Genomic DNA, 16,997 nt, shown 5'->3' on the forward strand with positions numbered 1-16,997 from the left:
AAAAAGCCCTCGAATACGACCGACCCGACATCCGCGCCCACCTCGACGAAGCCGGCAACACCGAACTGTCCATCGTCATCGCCGGCGCCCGCCGCGACCTCGGACACCTCGACGCCGCCCTCCAAATCCTCGAATCCGAACCCCTCACCACCAAAGGCCGCGCCGACTGGGTCACCCGACTCCGATACGCCTACGCCGACACCCTCCTCGCCGCCGGCCGCAAAGACGAAGCCATCACCTGGTTCCACCGCGTCGCCGGCACCGACGCCAACAACCTCACCGACGTCGAAGAACGACTCACCGCTCTCGAAGGCTGACCATCCACAGAAGGTCCAGGGTCCATGCGCGCCGTCCACAGGCTGCGCGTGGGCCCTGTCGTCGTTGTTCCCGAACGCGGGACGCTGGCGCCATGAACGACGCCGACAACCAGGTCCTGCTCCGCGGGCGTGTGGCCGATGCCGCCGAGACCCGGACCCTGCCCAGCGGGGACGAGCTCGTCTCCTTCCGACTCATCGTCGAGCGCAGCGCCGCCGCGCGGCGCCGGTCACGCCAGCTCGTCGACACCTTCGACTGCTCGGCCTGGACCTCCCGCCTCCGCGGCAAGGCCCTGCGCCTCAATCCGGGTGACCGCGTCGAGGTCAGCGGTGAGCTCCGCCGCCTCTTCTCCAGCAAGGGTGGCGGGGTGTCCAGCCGGGTCTACGTCGATCTCGGGTCCCTCACTCGGCTTCCCGAACGCCCGGTAGCCTCGAGCGCATGACGCTGGCAGCCACCGACACCCCGCTCGTCGCGTCGCACGATGCGGTGCTGCTCGACCTCGACGGCGTGGTCTACCGCGGCGGTGAAGCGGTGCCGGGTGCCGTCGAGGCGCTCGGTGAGGTCAGCGCGGCGCGTCTGGCCTACCTCACGAACAACGCGAATCGCCCGCCCGAGGCGGTGGCCGACCATCTGGCCCGGCTCGGGCTCGCACCCTCGATCGAGGACATCGTCACCTCCGCGCAGGCGATCGCGGGGGTCATGTCCCACGACCTCGCTCCGGGTGCTGTCGTGCTGGCCGTCGGGGGAGACGGGCTGCGCGAGGCCCTCCGGGCCCGCGGACTCGTGCCCACCGACGACCGGCACGCGCCCGGGCTCGCCGCCGTGGTCCAGGGGTACACGCCGGACCTGGGCTGGCGGGACCTCGCCGAGGCCGCCTACGCGGTGCAATCGGGTCTGCCTTGGTACGCCAGCAACACCGATCTCACGATCCCGACCGCCGAGGGGATCGCGCCCGGGAACGGCGCCCTCGTCCACGCCGTCCGCCTGGCCACCGGGCAGGAGCCCGTCGTCGCGGGCAAGCCCTACGCGCCCTTGTTCGAGGAGACGATGGAGCGCCTCGCGCCCGCCTCGCCGCTGATGGTGGGGGACCGGCTCGACACCGACATCCTCGGCGCCCGCCGCGCCGGCGTCACCTCCCTGTTCGTGCTCACGGGCGTCAACACCCTCAGCGATGTGGTCAATGCCGTCGCGGACGAGCGCCCTGACTTCGTCGGAGCCGATCTGGCCGCTCTGCACGACCCCCACCCCGCCGTGGTCGTCTCCGACGGGGCGGCCGAGTGCGGGGGTGCGCGGGTGGAGCTGCGCGACCGGACCCTCTCCGTCGTGACCGAGGGCACCTCCACCGAGACGCTCCGCGCGATCGTCGGACTCGGCTGGGCGTGCCGGGCCGAATCGGACGTACGGCTGAGTGTCGATGAGACAATCGACGCATGACCGCCGAACCCACCGCCGACGGCACCGTGCAGCCCGAGCCGGCCTCGATCGAGGAGGCCGAGGCGCTGCTCGGCACGCTCGCCGATCTCGACGTCGCCGAGCACCCGCGAGTGTTCGAGGCGGTGCACCGGGTGCTGCGCGACCAGCTGGCCGGCTCCTCCGGGACCCGCGGGTGAGTCGGTGAGCCGCCGGGTGCGGCTCGACGCCGAGCTCGTGCGCCGTGGGCTCGCCAGGTCGCGGGACCACGCCGCGACGATCATCGGCGAGGGGCGCGTGCTGGTCGGCGGGAATGCCGCGACCAAGCCGGCCACCCAGATCACGACCGACCAGGCCATCGTCGTCCGCGAGGGCGACGACCCCGGCTGGGCGTCGCGGGGCGCCCACAAGCTGCTCGGTGCCCTCGAGGTCTTCGAGCCGCAGGGGCTCACCGTCCGCGGACGGCGCGCCCTCGACGCGGGTGCCTCCACCGGCGGCTTCACCGACGTCCTGCTGCGCCGCGAGGTCGCCGAGGTCGTCGCCGTCGACGTCGGCTACGGCCAACTCGTCTGGGCGCTGCAGTCCGACCCTCGTGTCCGCGTCTTCGACCGCACCAACGTCCGCTCCATCGACACCGAGCTCATCGGGGGGCCGGTCGACCTGGTCGTGTCCGACCTGTCGTTCATCTCGTTGACGATCGTGCTTCCGGCGCTCATGTCGGTGTGCCGTCCCGACGGCGACCTGGTCCTCATGGTCAAGCCGCAGTTCGAGGTGGGGCGCGAGAACCTCGGCAAGAACGGCGTCGTCCGTGATCCCGAGCTGCACGCCGCCGCGGTCCACGGCGTCACCACCGCGGCCTGGGCCGGTGGCTGGGGAACGCGCGCCCTCGCGCCCAGTCCGCTCCCTGGCCCCGCCGGGAATGTCGAGTACTTTTGTTGGCTGAGGGCCGACGCGCCGGCTCCGGACGAGGAGATGGCGCGAGCCGTCGTCGCGGCCGGACCCCTCGCCGCGCGACACCCGACGGAAGGAAGCGACTCATGAGGAGTGTGCTGCTCGCGGTCCACGCGCTGCGCAACGGCGCTCCCCGGATCGCCGCCGACTTCGCCGCGTCCCTCCAGGGGGCCGGGATCGAGGTCCGCGTCCTCGCGGGTGAGGAGGCCGAGGCACTCGCCGGAGCCGGAGCCCTGGACCTGGTGACCGTCCCCGCCGAGCCGGGCGCCGCCCGCGACTGCGAGCTGACGGTCGTCTTCGGTGGCGATGGCACGATCCTGCGCGCGGCCGAACTGTGCCGCGGCACCGGGACGCCCCTGCTCGGCGTCAACCTCGGACACGTCGGCTTCCTCGCCGAGGCCGACGAGGAGGACCTCGACCTGGTGGCCCGGCGGGTGATCGCCGGCGACCTCACGGTCGAGGAGCGCCTGACCGTCGACGTGCTGGTCCTGCAGGACGGCGAGGTCGTCGCCACGAACTGGGCGCTGAACGAGGCGTCGGTGGAGAAGGCCTCCCGCGAGCGGATGCTCGAGGTCGTCGTGGAGATCGACGGCCGGCCGGTGTCGAGGATGGGCTGCGACGGCGTCGTGTGCGCGACTCCCACCGGCTCGACCGCCTACAACTTCAGCGCCGGTGGTCCCGTCGTGTGGCCCGAGGTCTCGGCGCTGCTCATGGTGCCGATCAGCGCGCACGCCCTGTTCGCCCGTCCCATGGTGGTCTCGCCCGAGTCGACGCTCGCCGTCGAGGTGGTGGGCGCGTCGGCCACGGGTGTGCTGTGGTGCGACGGCCGGAGGGCCTCCGACCTGCCCCTCGGCGCTCGCGTGGAGGTGCGGCGTGGTGTCGAGCCCGTGCGGCTCGCGCGGGTGCACCCGGCCTCTTTCGCCGACCGCCTCGTGCGCAAGTTCGAGCTGCCCGTGTCGGGGTGGCGCGGCTCCTCCGAAGCCTCCCGTCGGGCCGCGGGGGAGCGCTGATGTGGCACTCCCTTCGCCTCGCCTCGCTAGGCGTGATCGAGGAGGCCGAGCTCGACCTGGGCCCCGGCTTCACCGTCATCACCGGCGAGACCGGTGCCGGCAAGACCATGGTCGTCACGGCTCTGGGACTCCTGCGCGGTGAGCGCGCCGACTCGGCCCTCGTGCGCCGAGGCGCCGACAGGGCGCGCATCGAGGCTTCGGTCGTGGCCACGCCCGAGGTCACGGCGCTCGTCGAGGAGGCCGGCGGTCAGGTCGACGACGACCTCGTGCTGGCCCGGATCCTGACCAGCCAGGGGCGCAGCCGCGCGCTCGCCGGCGGCGCCACCGTGCCGGCCGGCCTGCTGTCCCGGCTGGCCGACTCGCTCGTCGCCGTCCACGGCCAGTCCGACCAGCAGCGTCTCGTCCGTCCCCAGGAGCAGCGCGGGGCGCTCGACCGCTACGCCGGCGCCGAGGTCTCGGACCTGCTCGCCGAGTACCAGCCCGACTACCAGCGCCTGCGCGACGTGAAGACCCGGCTGCACGACCTGCGCACCCACGCGGGGGAGCGGCTGCAGCGGCTCGACCTGCTCCGGCACGCCCTCGACGAGATCGACGCGGTCGACCCGCAGCCCGGCGAGGACGAGGAGCTCGTCCAGCGCGAGAACCGGCTGGCGCACGCCGAGTCCCTGGCTGCGGCCGCGGCCGGTGCGTCGGTCGCGCTGTCGGAGGACGAGCACTCCGCGGCGGCCGCCCTCGCCGCGGCCCGGGCCGTGGTGGAGCCGGTGGCGGGGAACGACCCCCGCCTCGAGGCGCTGGGCGACCGGCTCAAGCGGGCGGCGATCGATCTGACGGACATCGCCTCCGAGCTCGCGGCCTACGCCTCCGACGTCGATCTCGACCCGGCCGGTCTGGCCGCCGTCCAGGATCGTCGCGCGGCGTTGACGGCGCTGCAGCGCAGGTACGGTCCCGGGCTCGACGAGGTGATCGCGTGGGCCGACCGCGCCCGCGCGGAGGTCCTCGAGCTCGACCTCGACGACACCGCGATCGAGCGGCTGGAGGCCGAGGCCGACGCCGTGCGCACTCGCGTCGTCGCGCTCGCCGGCCGGCTCACCGCCGCCCGGACGAAGGCAGCCGAGCAGCTGGCCGAGGAGGTCGGGCGCGAGCTGGCCGACCTGGCCCTGCCGTCGGCCCACCTGGACATCCGGGTGGTTCCCGGCGATCCCGGTGCCCACGGAGCGGACGACGTCGAGATCTGGTTCGCCGCCAACAGCGGTGCCGAGCCGCGCCCTCTCGCCAGGGCCGCCAGCGGCGGTGAGCTCTCGCGCCTCATGCTCGCCATCGAGGTGGTGCTGGCCGGTCGCGACCCGGTGCCCACGCTCGTCTTCGACGAGGTCGACGCCGGGATCGGCGGCCGTACGGCCGTGGAGGTGGGGCGGCGGCTGGCGCGCCTGGCCAAGCACGCCCAGGTGATCGCCGTGACCCACCTGCCGCAGGTGGCCGCGTTCGCCGACGCCCACTTCGTGGTCAGCAAGTCCGACGACGGCACCGTCACCAGCAGCAGCGTGCTGCGCCTCGAGCACCAGGGGCGGGTCGACGAGCTGGCCCGGATGTTGGCCGGACTGGACGACTCGTCCGCCGCGCAGGAGCACGCGCGCGAGCTGCTCGAGCTCGCCAGCACTCCCTGAGTTCGTCACATTCGGGGCCGGACCGGCGTGTCGGGGGTGAATCCTCATGGAACGCAGGTTGCATGGAAGGCATCATGCCCATCTTGAAGCGCAAGCATCGCGCCCTTCCCGAAGGCCCCGGCGTCGTCGGCCCGGCACGGTTGTGCCGCCACGGTGCCGACCTGTCGTCGGTGCGTTCGGGCGACGTCGTCGTCGTGGACGTCACCGATCTCGGTGCCGACACCGCCCAGGCGCTGGTGGAGAAGGGTGTCGCGGCCGTCCTGAACGTGTCCTCGTCCTCCACGGGGCGCTACCCCAACCTCGGGCCGCAGGTCCTGGCCAGCGCCGGCATCCCGCTGGTCGACCGGGTCGGCGAGTCCGTGTGGCAGACCCTGCGCAGCGGCGACGTCGTGCGCGTGGACGGAGGCGCGGTCCACCTCGGCGACACCGCGGTGGCCACCGGCGTCGAGATGACCGAGTCGCGCGTGCGCGACCAGCTGGACGAGGCCTCCTCGGGTCTGTCGAGCCAGCTCGACTCGATCGTCACGAACGCCGCCGACACCCTCCGTCGCGACCGGGCCATGCTGCTCGAGGGCGCCGGGATCCCGGCCGTCTCGACCGACATCAAGGGCCGTCCCGTCGTGGTCGTGACCGACGGTCCCGACGCCGCGGGCGACCTCAAGTCGATCCGCTCGTTCGTGCGCGACCACGACCCCGTGCTCATCGGCGTGGCCGGTGGCGCCGAGCTGCTGATCTCCGCGGGCCTGCGCCCCCACCTGCTCGTCGGCCGTGGCGACGACTTCTCCGGACGCATGATCGAGCGCTCCGGAGAGGTCGTCATCGTCTCGCCCTCGGGCCGGCTCGACCGCCCGGAGCAGTTCGAGGCCCACGGCCGCCAGCCCGTGATCTTCACCGCCACCGGCACGCCGGACAACCTCGCGGTGCTCCTGGCCGACCAGAACGAGGCCGCCGTCATCGTGCTCGTGGGCGGACCGACGCGCCTCGTGGACCTCGTCGACGGGGACGCCGCGGACGCCGCCGGCACCTTCATCGCCCGGCTGCGCGCCGGCTCGCGCGTCGTCGACGCCCAGGCCGTGCGCTGGTTCGCCCGTCAGCGCCTCAGCTGGTTCACGCCCCTGCTGCTGCTCGTCGCCGGCATCGTCGCCGTCGTGGCGGCGGTGGCCACCACCCCTCTCGGTCATGAGTGGCTCGCGCCCGTGGCCGACCGTGTCACCTCCTGGACCGAAGGACTTCTCCCGTGATCAACCTGCGCTACCACGTCATCTCCCTCGCGGCCGTGCTGCTGGCGCTCGCCGCCGGCATCGCCGTGGGCGCCGGTCTGCTCGACGAGAGCGACGCCGCCACGGCCTCGGACTCCTCCGACACCGCCGAGATCAGCCCCGCGCTCGCCGGCTTCGACGCCGGCTACGCGTCCATGACCGCGCCGGGCCTGCTCCGCGACAAGCTCGAGAACCGCACCGTCCTGCTGCTCACCACGCCGGGGGCCCGAGACAACGAGGTCGACTCGCTGATCGAGAACCTGACCACCGCCGGCGCGCGCGTGACCGGCCAGGTGGAGCTCACGGGCAAGCTGCTCTCGCCGTCGAACCGCCAGTTCGCCGAGGGCGTGGCCGCCCAGTCCGATCCCGACGCGGCCGCCGCCGAGAGCGACTACGGCAAGGTCGGCGCCGCCCTGGCTCGCGGCTACCTGACGCAGGGCGACGGCTCGCTCGACGAGACGGCCCGCACGATCCGCTCGGCCTTCACCGAGGGTGGCCTGCTCGAGGCCGAGCAGGATCCCGAGGTCTCGGCGCAGCTCGTCCTGGTCGTCTCCGGCCCGGCGGGCGCGGCGGCGGGCGGTGAGGGCACGGTCGTGTCCAGCATGGTCGCCGGTCTCGACGCCGGCAGCCAGGGCGTGGCCGTCGTCGGCCCCGTCTCCTCCGGGGAGAACGGCGTGGTCAACGCCGTCCGCGGCAGCGACGCCGCGGCGAACGTCTCGACGATCGACGTCACCGACACCGGGACCGGCCGCGTCAACGCCGTGCTCGGCCTGGTCCGCGAGGCCGCGGGCCAGTCGGGCGCCTGGGGCACCTCGCGTGCCGCCGACGGCCCGGTCCCGAACTGAGTCGGGCCACGCCGCCGGGGTGGATGCGCCCGGATGGTCTCGGTCGCTGTGTCGCGATGGTAGGCTGGAGTTCCGTGGAGCCCCGAGTAGAACCGATCGCGCGCGACGGTTCCTCGACCCCCGGACGCTGCCGCAGGCACCTCCCGGTTCCGCATCCGATCCGGACCCACGGGAGTCATGTTGGCAACTAACGCCGTCACCAAGCACGTTTTCGTCACCGGTGGAGTCGTGTCCTCCCTCGGCAAGGGCCTGACCGCCTCCAGCCTGGGCCGGCTGCTCAAGTCGCGTGGCCTGCGGGTCACGATGCAGAAGCTCGATCCGTACCTCAACGTGGACCCGGGCACGATGAACCCGTTCCAGCACGGTGAGGTCTTCGTCACCGACGACGGCGCCGAGACCGACCTCGACATCGGCCACTACGAGCGCTTCCTCGACGAGGACCTCGTGGGACGCGCCAACGTCACGACCGGCCAGGTCTACTCCGACGTGATCGCCCGCGAGCGCCGCGGCGACTACCTCGGCGACACGGTGCAGGTCATCCCGCACATCACCAACGAGATCAAGGACCGGATGCTGTCGATGGGCGGCCCCGGCGTCGACGTGGTGATCCACGAGATCGGCGGCACGGTGGGCGACATCGAGAGCCAGCCGTTCCTGGAGTCGGCCCGCCAGGTCCGTCAGGAGGTGGGACGCGGCAACGTCTTCTTCCTGCACGTCTCGCTCATCCCGTACATCGGTCCCGCCGGTGAGCTCAAGACGAAGCCCACGCAGCACTCGGTCGCGGCGCTGCGCTCGATCGGCATCCAGCCCGACGCGATCGTGTGCCGTTCCGACCGCCCCGTCCCCGCTGGTGTGAAGCGCAAGATCTCGCTCATGTGCGACGTCGACGAGGACGCGGTCGTCACGGCCATCGACGCCCCCTCGATCTACGACATCCCCAAGGTGCTGCACTCCGAGGGCCTGGACGCGTACGTCGTCCGCCGCCTCGACCTGCCGTTCCGTGACGTCGACTGGACCGAGTGGGACGCCCTGCTGCGCCGCGTGCACGACCCGGCCGAGGACGTCACGATCGCCCTGGTCGGCAAGTACATCGACCTGCCCGACGCGTACCTGTCGGTGGCCGAGGCGCTGCGCGCCGGTGGCTTCGCCAACGACGTGAAGGTCCACCTGCGGTGGGTTCCCTCCGATGAGTGCGCCACCGAGGCCGGCGCCGCCGAGCACCTCGGCGACGTCGACGGCATCTGCGTGCCCGGCGGGTTCGGCATCCGCGGCATCGAGGGCAAGCTCGGCGCCCTGACCTACGCGCGCAAGCAGCAGGTCCCAGTGCTCGGGCTGTGCCTGGGCCTGCAGTGCATGGTCATCGAGTACGCGCGCACCGAGCTGGGCATCGAGGACGCGAGCTCCTCGGAGTTCGACCCCTCCACCAAGCACCCGGTCATCGCCACGATGGCCGAGCAGCAGGAGTTCGTCGAGGGCGCGGGCGACCTGGGCGGCACCATGCGCCTGGGCCTGTACCCGGCCAGCCTCAAGCCCGGCAGCATCGTCAACGAGCTCTACGGCAGCGACAAGGTCGAGGAGCGTCACCGCCACCGGTACGAGGTCAACAACGCCTACCGCGAGCAGCTGGAGGAGGCGGGCCTGGTCTTCTCCGGGACGTCGCCCGACTCGACCCTGGTCGAGTTCGTCGAGCTGCCGCGCGAGGTGCACCCGTTCTACGTGGCCACGCAGGCGCACCCGGAGCTGCGGTCGCGTCCGACGCGCTCGCACCCGCTGTTCTCCGGCCTGATCGGGGCCTCACTCAAGCGCAAGCTCGAGATGCGGCTGCCGGTCGAGGGCGCGTGACCGCCCATCCGCGGCTGCCGGGCCGGCTCGCGGAGCGCGTCGAGGCAGGCCCCGGCAGCTGGCCGCAGGTCGGCTCCGAGGTCGGGTTCCAGAACGGCTACCTGACGCTCACGGTCGACACGATCGAGGCGCCGGACGGCGACACGCACCCGCGGGTCGTCGTGCGGCCCCGCCGCGCCGTGGGCGTGGCCGCGGTCGACGAGGAGGGCCGGATCCTGCTCGTCGAGCAGTACCGCCACCCCATGGGCCGCCGGATGCTCGAGATCCCGGCCGGGCTGATGGACATCGAGGGCGAGGAGCCGCAGCAGACGGCCGCGCGCGAGCTCGCGGAGGAGACCGACCTCGTCGCCCGCGACTGGCGCGAGCTGGTGCAGATCGCGCCCACGGTCGGGTACTCCACCGAGACGATCACGATCTTCCACGCCTCCGGGCTGGAGCCGGTCGCCGACGCCGATCGCACCGAGCGCGAGGCCGAGGAGGCCGACATGGCGCACTGGTGGGCAAGTCCGGACGACGCGGTGGCGGCCTGCCTGGACGGCAGGATCACCGACGCCAAGACCGTCGTGGCGATCCTCGCGGTGGCCCGGACGTGACCGACGGCGGTGCGGTCGAGCGGGTCGTGGCCGAGTACCTGTCCCACCTCGCGGTGGAACGCGGTCTCGCCGAGAACACGCTCGCGTCGTACCGCCGCGACCTGCGTCGCTACACCGAGTTCCTGCAGGGCGCGGGCGTCCCCGATCCCGCCTCGATCACCGAGGACCACGTCACGGCCTTCGCGGCCGCCCTGCGCGCCGGTGACGAGGACCACCAGGGCCTCGGCACGTCGAGCGTGGCGCGCACCGTCGTGGCGGTCCGCGGCTTCCACAAGTTCTGCCTGCGCGAGCAGCTCGTCACCAACGATGTCACGGCGGCCGTACGGCCGCCGCGGCCGGCGTCGCGGCTGCCCAAGGCGCTCCCGCTGGAGGACGTCGAGGCGCTGCTGACGGCGGCGGGGGAGCCGGGCACGGCCCTGGCCCTGCGCGACCGGGCCCTGCTCGAGATCCTCTACGGCACCGGCGCCCGCATCTCCGAGGCGGTGGGCCTCGACGTGGACGACATCGACCTCGAGCAGTCCTCCGTCCTGCTCACCGGCAAGGGCTCGAAGCAGCGCATCGTGCCGCTCGGCTCGTTCGCCCGCGACGCGATCGAGGCGTACCTCACGAAGGCCCGGCCCCACCTGACGTCGGCCGCCGGCAGCGGCCCCGCGGTGTTCCTCAACGCGCGCGGCGGCCGACTGTCGCGCCAGAGCGCGTGGACCGTGCTGACCAAGGCCGCCCGACGCGCCGGACTCACGGTCGACGTCTCGCCACACACCCTGCGTCACTCCTTCGCCACCCACCTGCTCGACGGCGGCGCCGACGTGCGCGTGGTGCAGGAACTGCTCGGTCACGCCTCCGTGACGACCACCCAGATCTACACCCTCGTGACGATCGACAAGTTGCGCGAGACCTACGCGGCGTCCCATCCCCGGGCGCTGAAGTGAGCGGTACAGTGGCCGACATGCCCAGTTCGGAACTCGGACCCACCGGTCGCCCCCTCCCCGACCTTCCCGAACCCGGACCCCGCAGCACGCAGGCCCCTGCCGTCGTCCTGTCGATGTGCAACCAGAAGGGCGGCGTCGGCAAGACCACCACCACGATCAACCTCGGCGCCGCGCTGGCCGAGCTGGGCCGCCGCGTCCTGCTCGTCGACTTCGACCCGCAGGGCTCGATGACGGTCGGACTGGGCTACAACGCCCACGAGATCGAGCAGAGCATCTACCACGTGCTGATGGACCGCGAGCTCTCGATGAAGGAGATCATCCTCGGCACCTCGGTCGAGAACCTCGACCTGGTCCCGGCGAACATCGACCTCTCGGCCGCCGAGATGCGTCTCGTCACCGAGGTGGGCCGCGAGCAGGTCCTGGCCCGCTCGCTGCGCGACGTGCGCCACGACTACGACGTCATCCTCATCGACTGCCAGCCCTCGCTGGGCCTGCTCACCGTGAACGCGCTGACCGCGTCCGACGGCGTGATCATCCCGCTCGAGTGCGAGTACTTCGCCCTGCGTGGCGTGGCGCTGCTCAACGAGACGATCGAGAAGGTCCGCGACCGCACGAACTTCGACCTGCGCGTCATCGGTCTGCTCGGCACGATGTTCGACGGCCGCACGCTGCACGGCCGAGAGGTGCTGCAGACGCTCGTCGACGGCTGGGGCGACTCGGTCTTCCACACCGTCATCCGGCGCACCGTGAAGTTCTCCGACTCCACCGTCGCGGGCGAGCCCATCACCGAGTACGCCTCCTCGTCGCCCGGCGCCGAGGCCTACCGCCAGCTGGCCAGGGAAGTGCTGCAGCGGTGTCCCGACGCGTGAACCTGCCGGGTGCGGACGAGCTGTTCAGGTCGACCGCCCCCAGCAGCCCCCGAAACGACGACGCCCCCGCCGTGCCCGCGTCCGGCAGCGGCCGGGTCAAGCACGACGAGAAGATGACGGTCTACCTGACCAGCGACGAGCTGCTCGCGATCGAGAAGGCACGCCTCGAGCTGCGATCGGTCCTCGGTCGCAAGGTCGACCGCGGCCGCCTCGTCCGCGCGGCGATCGCCGGTGCACTGGCCGACCTGGAGACCCGCGGGGCCGACAGCGAGCTCGCCCGCCGGCTCGGCGAGGAATGAGCGCCGCGGTGTCCGTGACCGAACCGGCACCCGCGCAGGCGCCCGACGCCGGCTTCTCCGTCTCGCTGGGCAACTTCGAGGGCCCGTTCGACCTGCTGCTGCAGCTGATCTCCAAGCACCAGCTCGACATCACCGAGGTCGCCCTGTCGGTGGTCACCTCGGACTTCATCGCCTACACCCGCGAGCTCGAGGACGACCTCGAGCAGACGACGCACTTCCTGCTGATCGCGGCCACGCTGCTCGACCTCAAGACCGCCCGGCTGCTGCCGCAGGCCGAGGTCGAGGACGAGGAGGACCTGGCACTGCTCGAGGCGCGCGACCTGCTCTTCGCGCGGCTCATGCAGTACCGCGCCTTCAAGACGGTCGCGGCGATCCTGGCCGAGCGCTTCGAGAACTCGCAGCTGCGCCACCCCCGTGCCGCGACGCTCGAGCCGCGCTTCGCGACGCTGCTGCCCGAGGTGGAGATCCGCGCGACCGCGCAGGACCTGGCCGAGCTCGCCGCCGGCGCGCTCGCGCCGAAGCTCCCGCCGCTGGTCTCGCTGACCCACCTGCACGCACCCGCCGTGAGCGTGCGCGAGCAGGCCCACCTCGTGGTCGACCGGCTCCGCCGCGAGGGCAGCCTGACCTTCCGAGCGATCGTCGCCGACGCGCCCGACGGGCAGACGAAGGTGGCGCGGTTCCTGTCGCTGCTGGAGCTGTTCCGCGAGGGCATGCTGTCGTTCGAGCAGGCCGTGCCCCTGGGTGAGCTGACGGTGCGCTGGACCGGCACCGACGACGGCGACATCGACGTGGGCGACGAGTTCGACGAGCCGACCCTGACCGACGAGGGCCTCGATGCGGCGCAGGACGCCCCGACGGCCGAACCCACCGGAAGTGACGATGACCGAGACTGACGACCAGCTGCCCGCCGAGCCTGACGCGGAGGAGTCCGCAGCCGACGAGCGGCCTCCGGTCGACCTGCGTCCCGCCCTCGAGGCGGTGCTGATGATCGCCGACGAGCCGCTGGACCACCTCGTGCTGGCCCAGGCCGTGGGGCACCCGCCGGCCGAGGTCGAGCAGGCGCTGCGCGAACTCGCTGACGAGTACACCGAGCAGGGTCGCGGCTTCGAGCTGCGCGAGCTCGCCGGTGGCTGGCGCCTCTACAGCCGCGAGGAGTACGCCGACGTCGTGTCCGCCTTCGTGCTGGAGGGCCAGCAGGCCAAGCTCAGCCAGGCGGCGCTGGAGACGCTCGCCGTGGTGGCGTACCGCCAGCCGGTCAGCCGCTCGCGCATCTCGGCCATCCGCGGCGTCAACGTGGACGGCGTGGTCCGCACGCTCGTCACCCGCGGGCTGATCGTCGAGCTCGGCAACGACGCCGAGTCGGGCGCGATCCTCTACGGGACGACCAACTACTTCCTCGAGCGCATGGGGCTGAGCGGGCTCGACGAGCTGCCGGAGCTGGCGCCGATGCTGCCCGACCTGGAGGACCTCGACAGCGAGCTCGAGCGCGTCGCGCAGCAGACCGCCGATCGTGAGGCACCCGCGGACGAGGCGCAGCCCACCGGCGACGACACGCAGCCGACCGGGGGCGCCGATGTCTGAGGGGATCCGCCTGCAGAAGGTGCTGGCCTCGGCAGGCGTGGCCAGCCGGCGTCGCTGCGAGGAGCTGATGGCCACCGGCCGCGTCGAGGTGAACGGCGAGATCGTCACCCAGATGGGTGCCCGCGTCGACCCCGCGAACGACGTCATCCGCGTCGACGGCGCGCGCATCCCGCCGCCGTCCGACCACGCGTACGTCCTGCTCAACAAGCCGCGCGGCGTCGTGAGCTCGATGGCCGACGAGCAGGGCCGGCCCGACCTCTCGGGGCTGCTCGCCGATCGTGAGGACCGGCTCTTCCACGTGGGCCGGCTCGACACCGACACCTCGGGCCTGCTCATCCTCACGAACGACGGCGACCTCGCGCACCAGCTGGCGCACCCCTCGTTCGAGGTCACCAAGACCTACGTCGCGCTCGTGGAGGGCACGGTCGCCGCGGCGATCGGCCGCCAGCTGCTCGCGGGGGTGGAGCTCGACGACGGCGTCACCGCGGTCGACCGCTTCGTCGTGCGCGACCGCAGCCGCGGCCGCAGCCTCGTCGAGCTGGACCTGCACAGCGGCAAGAACCGCATCGTGCGTCGTCTCCTGGACGCCGTCGGTCACCCCGTGATCGAGCTGACCCGGACCGCGTTCGGGCCGCTGCGGCTGGGCGACCTGCGCTCCGGGGCGATGCGGGACCTGTCGCGCGAGGAGCTCGGAGCGCTCTTCGATAGCGTGGGGGCATGACCGCCGCCCTGCCCGATGCTGTCGTGCCCGGGCCGGTCCTGGTCGTCGGCTGCGGCCTCATCGGCACCTCGGTGGCGCTCGGCCTGCGCGATCTGGGCGTGCAGGTGCACCTGCGGGACGCCCGTCCGTCGAACGTCGAGCTCGCCGCCTCCCTGGGCGCCGGGACGGCCGATCCGGTCGAGGCGCCGGCGCTGGTCGTCGTCGCCGTGCCGCCCGCCGCGGTCGTCGAGACTGCCCGGGCCGCGCTCGCCGAGTTCCCCTCCGCCGTGGTCACCGACGTGGCCAGCGTCAAGGGATCCGTGTGCGAGGCGCTCACCGACCCGCGTTTCGTCGGCGGTCACCCGATGGCCGGCAAGGAGCGCTCCGGCCCGATGGCCGCCTCGGCGCTGCTGTTCGAGGGCCGGGCCTGGGCCGTCGTGCCCACCGACGGCACCGACCTCGGCGCGATCGCCCTGGTCGAGCAGGTGGCCACGGCCCTCGGCTCGGTCGTCCGCCGCATGGACGCCGCGTCCCACGACCGGGCCGTCGCGCTCGTCTCGCACGTGCCCCACCTGGTCTCGGCCCTGACCGCCGGGCTGCTCACGCAGGCGGACGGCGACGACCTGGCGCTGGCCGGACAGGGCCTGCGCGACGTCATCCGGATCGCCGGCAGCGACCGGGGCCTGTGGGTCGACATCATCGGCAGCAACGCGGGCCAGGTCGGGGCCATCCTCGACGACCTCGCGGTCCGGCTCGACGACCTGCGGTCCGCGGTGCACAGCGCCGACGGCTCCGTGGCCGAGCACCTCGATCGCGGCCGGGCCGGCGTCGCCCGGGTTCCCGGCAAGCACGGCGAGCAGCCGGCCGCGCTCGCCAGCGTCTTCGTCTCCATCGACGACACCCCGGGCGAGCTGTCGCGGCTCTTCGCCGCGATCGGCGACGCGGGGGTCAACATCGAGGACATGCGCATCGACCACGAGCTCGGACGCCTCGTCGGCGTCGTCGAGGTCGTGGTGCAGGCCGGCGTCGCCGAGCACCTGCACACCGCCCTGACCGAACGCGGCTGGGCCGCCTTCCGCTGAGGAGATCCATGACCGACGTCATCGCCATCGACGGGCCCTCGGGCTCGGGCAAGTCCAGCACCTCGCGGGGAGTGGCCTCGCGGCTGGGCTACGCCTACCTGGACACGGGTGCGATGTACCGCGCGATGACGTGGGCGCTGCTCCAGCGGGGCGTCGACGTGCACGATTCCGCGGCGGTGGCGGCCGCGGCGAGCGAGGTCGTCCTGACCTCCGGCACCGATCCCGAGAAGCCCACGATCGCCGCCGACGGCGTCGACGTCTCCGAGCCGATCCGCGGTGACGCCGTCACCGCCGCCGTCAGCCCGGTCGCCACCGTCCCGGAGGTGCGGAGCCAGCTCGTGGCGCTGCAGCGCGCCGCCATCGCGCAGTCCACGGGCGGCATCGTGGTCGAGGGCCGCGACATCGGCACGGTCGTCGCGCCCGACGCCTCGCTGAAGATCTACCTCGTCGCCGACCCCGTGGCGCGCGCCCGCCGCCGCGCCCTGGAACTGGGCGTGGAGGACGCCGAGGCGATGCGCGAGGCCCTCGCCCGGCGCGACGCGATCGACTCCAACCGCGCCGCCTCGCCGCTGGCCCAGGCCGACGACGCGGTGGTCGTCGACGGCACCGACCTGAGCCTCGACGAGGTCATCGAGCGCATCGTCGCGCTCGCCCGCCCCTGAGGTTCGTCCCGGGACGCGAGGCGGATTGGAACGCGGCTGCCGGTTCTGGCAGAATGGGCGCTTGCGTCCGGAATCGGTGCGGCCCTCTCTCCCGCCGAGCCCGGCCCCTCGACCAAGACCGGGCATGCCCCACACGCCGGGTCCGCGTCACCACAGTTCGACACCTCAAGGAGACACCACACTCGTGGCAGTCAAGATTCGCCTCAAGCGGATGGGCAAGATCCGCACGCCGTTCTACCGCATCGTCGTTGCCGACAGCCGCACCAAGCGTGACGGCCGCGTCATCGAGGAGATCGGCACGTACAACCCCAAGACCGATCCGTCGACCATCAACGTCGACTCCGATCGCGCCCAGTACTGGCTCGGCGTCGGCGCGCAGCCGACCGAGGCCGTCGCGGCGATCCTCAAGCTCACCGGTGACATCGGTGGCGAGTCGACCCTCAAGCAGCCCGAGCCCAAGGCCGACAAGGCCGAGCTCTTCAACGCCGCGCTGAAGGACCTGCACGCCGAGCCCAAGAAGTCGGCCACCACCAAGGCCAAGAAGTCCGAGGAGCCCAAGGCCGAGGAGACCCCGGCCGAGGAGCCCAAGGCTGAGGAGCCCAAGGCTGAGGAGCCCAAGGCCGAGGAGACCCCGGCCGAGGACACGAAGGCCGACGAGGCCTGATCATGGCCGCTCCCATGCAGGAGGTCGTCGAGCACCTCGTCGCCGGCATCGTCGACAACCCCGACGAGGTATCGGTCCGCGCCAAGCAGACCCGGCGCGGCGAGCTGTTCGAGGTTCGGGTCAACCCGACCGACCTCGGCAAGGTCATCGGTCGCCAGGGCCGCACGGCCACGGCGATCCGCACCGTCGCATCGGCCATCGCCGGTGCCGACGGCGCGCGGATCGACTTCGTGGACGTCGACCGGCGTCGCTGAGCCGACCATGCGCGTCGTCGTCGGCCGGATCGGCCGTGCCCACGGCATCCGCGGCGACCTCTCCGTCG

20 protein-coding genes and 1 pseudogene are annotated in these 16,997 nt (G+C 72.6%); all 21 read left to right on the forward strand.

Annotated elements, in window-relative coordinates:
• A pseudogene (locus B2363_RS09400) lies at positions 1 to 317 on the forward strand (hypothetical protein); the annotation flags it as partial.
• Positions 318 to 409: 92 nt separating this feature from the next.
• Complete coding sequence (locus tag B2363_RS09405; protein ID WP_286929779.1) at positions 410 to 757, forward strand: single-stranded DNA-binding protein; 348 nt, start codon at positions 410 to 412, stop codon at positions 755 to 757.
• The gene (locus B2363_RS09410) at positions 754 to 1,749 is read left to right on the forward strand and encodes an HAD-IIA family hydrolase (RefSeq protein ID WP_286929780.1); all 996 of its coding nucleotides are present in this window, start codon (positions 754 to 756) and stop codon (positions 1,747 to 1,749) included. The genes B2363_RS09405 and B2363_RS09410 overlap by 4 nt, the downstream gene beginning before the upstream one ends.
• Positions 1,746 to 1,925, forward strand: coding sequence for a hypothetical protein (locus tag B2363_RS09415; protein WP_286929781.1), 180 nt, complete (start codon positions 1,746 to 1,748; stop codon positions 1,923 to 1,925). The genes B2363_RS09410 and B2363_RS09415 overlap by 4 nt, the downstream gene beginning before the upstream one ends.
• 4 nt (positions 1,926 to 1,929) lie before the next feature.
• Positions 1,930 to 2,766 (forward strand): TlyA family RNA methyltransferase, encoded by an 837-nt coding sequence (locus B2363_RS09420; protein ID WP_286929782.1) that lies wholly within the window; start codon positions 1,930 to 1,932, stop codon positions 2,764 to 2,766.
• Entirely contained in the window at positions 2,763 to 3,686 is a 924-nt protein-coding gene (locus B2363_RS09425; protein ID WP_286929783.1) for an NAD kinase, read from the forward strand. Before B2363_RS09420 ends, B2363_RS09425 begins: the two co-directional genes overlap by 4 nt.
• Entirely contained in the window at positions 3,686 to 5,350 is a 1,665-nt protein-coding gene (gene recN, locus B2363_RS09430) for a DNA repair protein RecN (protein ID WP_286929784.1), read from the forward strand. Before B2363_RS09425 ends, recN begins: the two co-directional genes overlap by 1 nt.
• A 74-nt stretch (positions 5,351 to 5,424) precedes the next feature.
• Entirely contained in the window at positions 5,425 to 6,591 is a 1,167-nt protein-coding gene (steA, locus tag B2363_RS09435) for a putative cytokinetic ring protein SteA (protein WP_286929785.1), read from the forward strand.
• On the forward strand, positions 6,588 to 7,454 hold the full coding sequence (locus B2363_RS09440) for a copper transporter (RefSeq protein WP_286929786.1): 867 nt from the start codon (positions 6,588 to 6,590) through the stop codon (positions 7,452 to 7,454). Before steA ends, B2363_RS09440 begins: the two co-directional genes overlap by 4 nt.
• A 177-nt stretch (positions 7,455 to 7,631) precedes the next feature.
• Positions 7,632 to 9,296, forward strand: coding sequence for a CTP synthase (locus B2363_RS09445; RefSeq protein ID WP_286929787.1), 1,665 nt, complete (start codon positions 7,632 to 7,634; stop codon positions 9,294 to 9,296).
• Positions 9,293 to 9,889 carry an NUDIX domain-containing protein gene (locus B2363_RS09450; RefSeq protein WP_286929788.1) on the forward strand — a complete coding sequence of 199 codons (597 nt, stop codon included), beginning with the start codon at positions 9,293 to 9,295 and terminating at the stop codon, positions 9,887 to 9,889. Before B2363_RS09445 ends, B2363_RS09450 begins: the two co-directional genes overlap by 4 nt.
• Positions 9,886 to 10,818, forward strand: coding sequence for a site-specific tyrosine recombinase XerD (gene xerD / locus B2363_RS09455; RefSeq protein ID WP_286929789.1), 933 nt, complete (start codon positions 9,886 to 9,888; stop codon positions 10,816 to 10,818). The genes B2363_RS09450 and xerD overlap by 4 nt, the downstream gene beginning before the upstream one ends.
• Positions 10,819 to 10,835: 17 nt before the next feature.
• Positions 10,836 to 11,687, forward strand: a complete 852-nt coding sequence (locus B2363_RS09460; protein WP_181756310.1) for a ParA family protein — start codon at positions 10,836 to 10,838, stop codon at positions 11,685 to 11,687.
• Entirely contained in the window at positions 11,672 to 11,986 is a 315-nt protein-coding gene (locus tag B2363_RS09465) for a hypothetical protein (RefSeq protein ID WP_181756311.1), read from the forward strand. Before B2363_RS09460 ends, B2363_RS09465 begins: the two co-directional genes overlap by 16 nt.
• A gap of 8 nt (positions 11,987 to 11,994) precedes the next feature.
• Positions 11,995 to 12,879 (forward strand): segregation and condensation protein A, encoded by an 885-nt coding sequence (locus tag B2363_RS09470; protein ID WP_414632742.1) that lies wholly within the window; start codon positions 11,995 to 11,997, stop codon positions 12,877 to 12,879.
• The gene (scpB, locus tag B2363_RS09475) at positions 12,866 to 13,567 is read left to right on the forward strand and encodes an SMC-Scp complex subunit ScpB (protein ID WP_286929790.1); all 702 of its coding nucleotides are present in this window, start codon (positions 12,866 to 12,868) and stop codon (positions 13,565 to 13,567) included. The genes B2363_RS09470 and scpB overlap by 14 nt, the downstream gene beginning before the upstream one ends.
• Positions 13,560 to 14,288, forward strand: coding sequence for a pseudouridine synthase (locus B2363_RS09480; RefSeq protein WP_181756314.1), 729 nt, complete (start codon positions 13,560 to 13,562; stop codon positions 14,286 to 14,288). The genes scpB and B2363_RS09480 overlap by 8 nt, the downstream gene beginning before the upstream one ends.
• Positions 14,285 to 15,349, forward strand: a complete 1,065-nt coding sequence (locus tag B2363_RS09485) for a prephenate dehydrogenase (protein ID WP_286929791.1) — start codon at positions 14,285 to 14,287, stop codon at positions 15,347 to 15,349. The genes B2363_RS09480 and B2363_RS09485 overlap by 4 nt, the downstream gene beginning before the upstream one ends.
• Positions 15,350 to 15,357: 8 nt before the next feature.
• Positions 15,358 to 16,011: a (d)CMP kinase gene (gene cmk / locus B2363_RS09490; protein WP_286929792.1), complete on the forward strand. Its 654-nt coding sequence runs from the start codon at positions 15,358 to 15,360 to the stop codon at positions 16,009 to 16,011.
• 184 nt (positions 16,012 to 16,195) lie between these two features.
• Positions 16,196 to 16,675, forward strand: coding sequence for a 30S ribosomal protein S16 (gene rpsP, locus B2363_RS09495; RefSeq protein WP_286929793.1), 480 nt, complete (start codon positions 16,196 to 16,198; stop codon positions 16,673 to 16,675).
• 2 nt (positions 16,676 to 16,677) lie between these two features.
• A complete protein-coding gene (locus tag B2363_RS09500) occupies positions 16,678 to 16,929 on the forward strand; it encodes an RNA-binding protein (RefSeq protein WP_181756318.1) in 252 nt (83 codons plus the stop codon).
• The last annotated feature ends 68 nt before the right edge of the window (positions 16,930 to 16,997 follow it).

It is taken from the genome of Aeromicrobium sp. UBA7512 (assembly GCF_002476985.1).
Taxonomy (GTDB): Bacteria; Actinomycetota; Actinomycetes; order Propionibacteriales; family Nocardioidaceae; genus Aeromicrobium; species Aeromicrobium phoceense.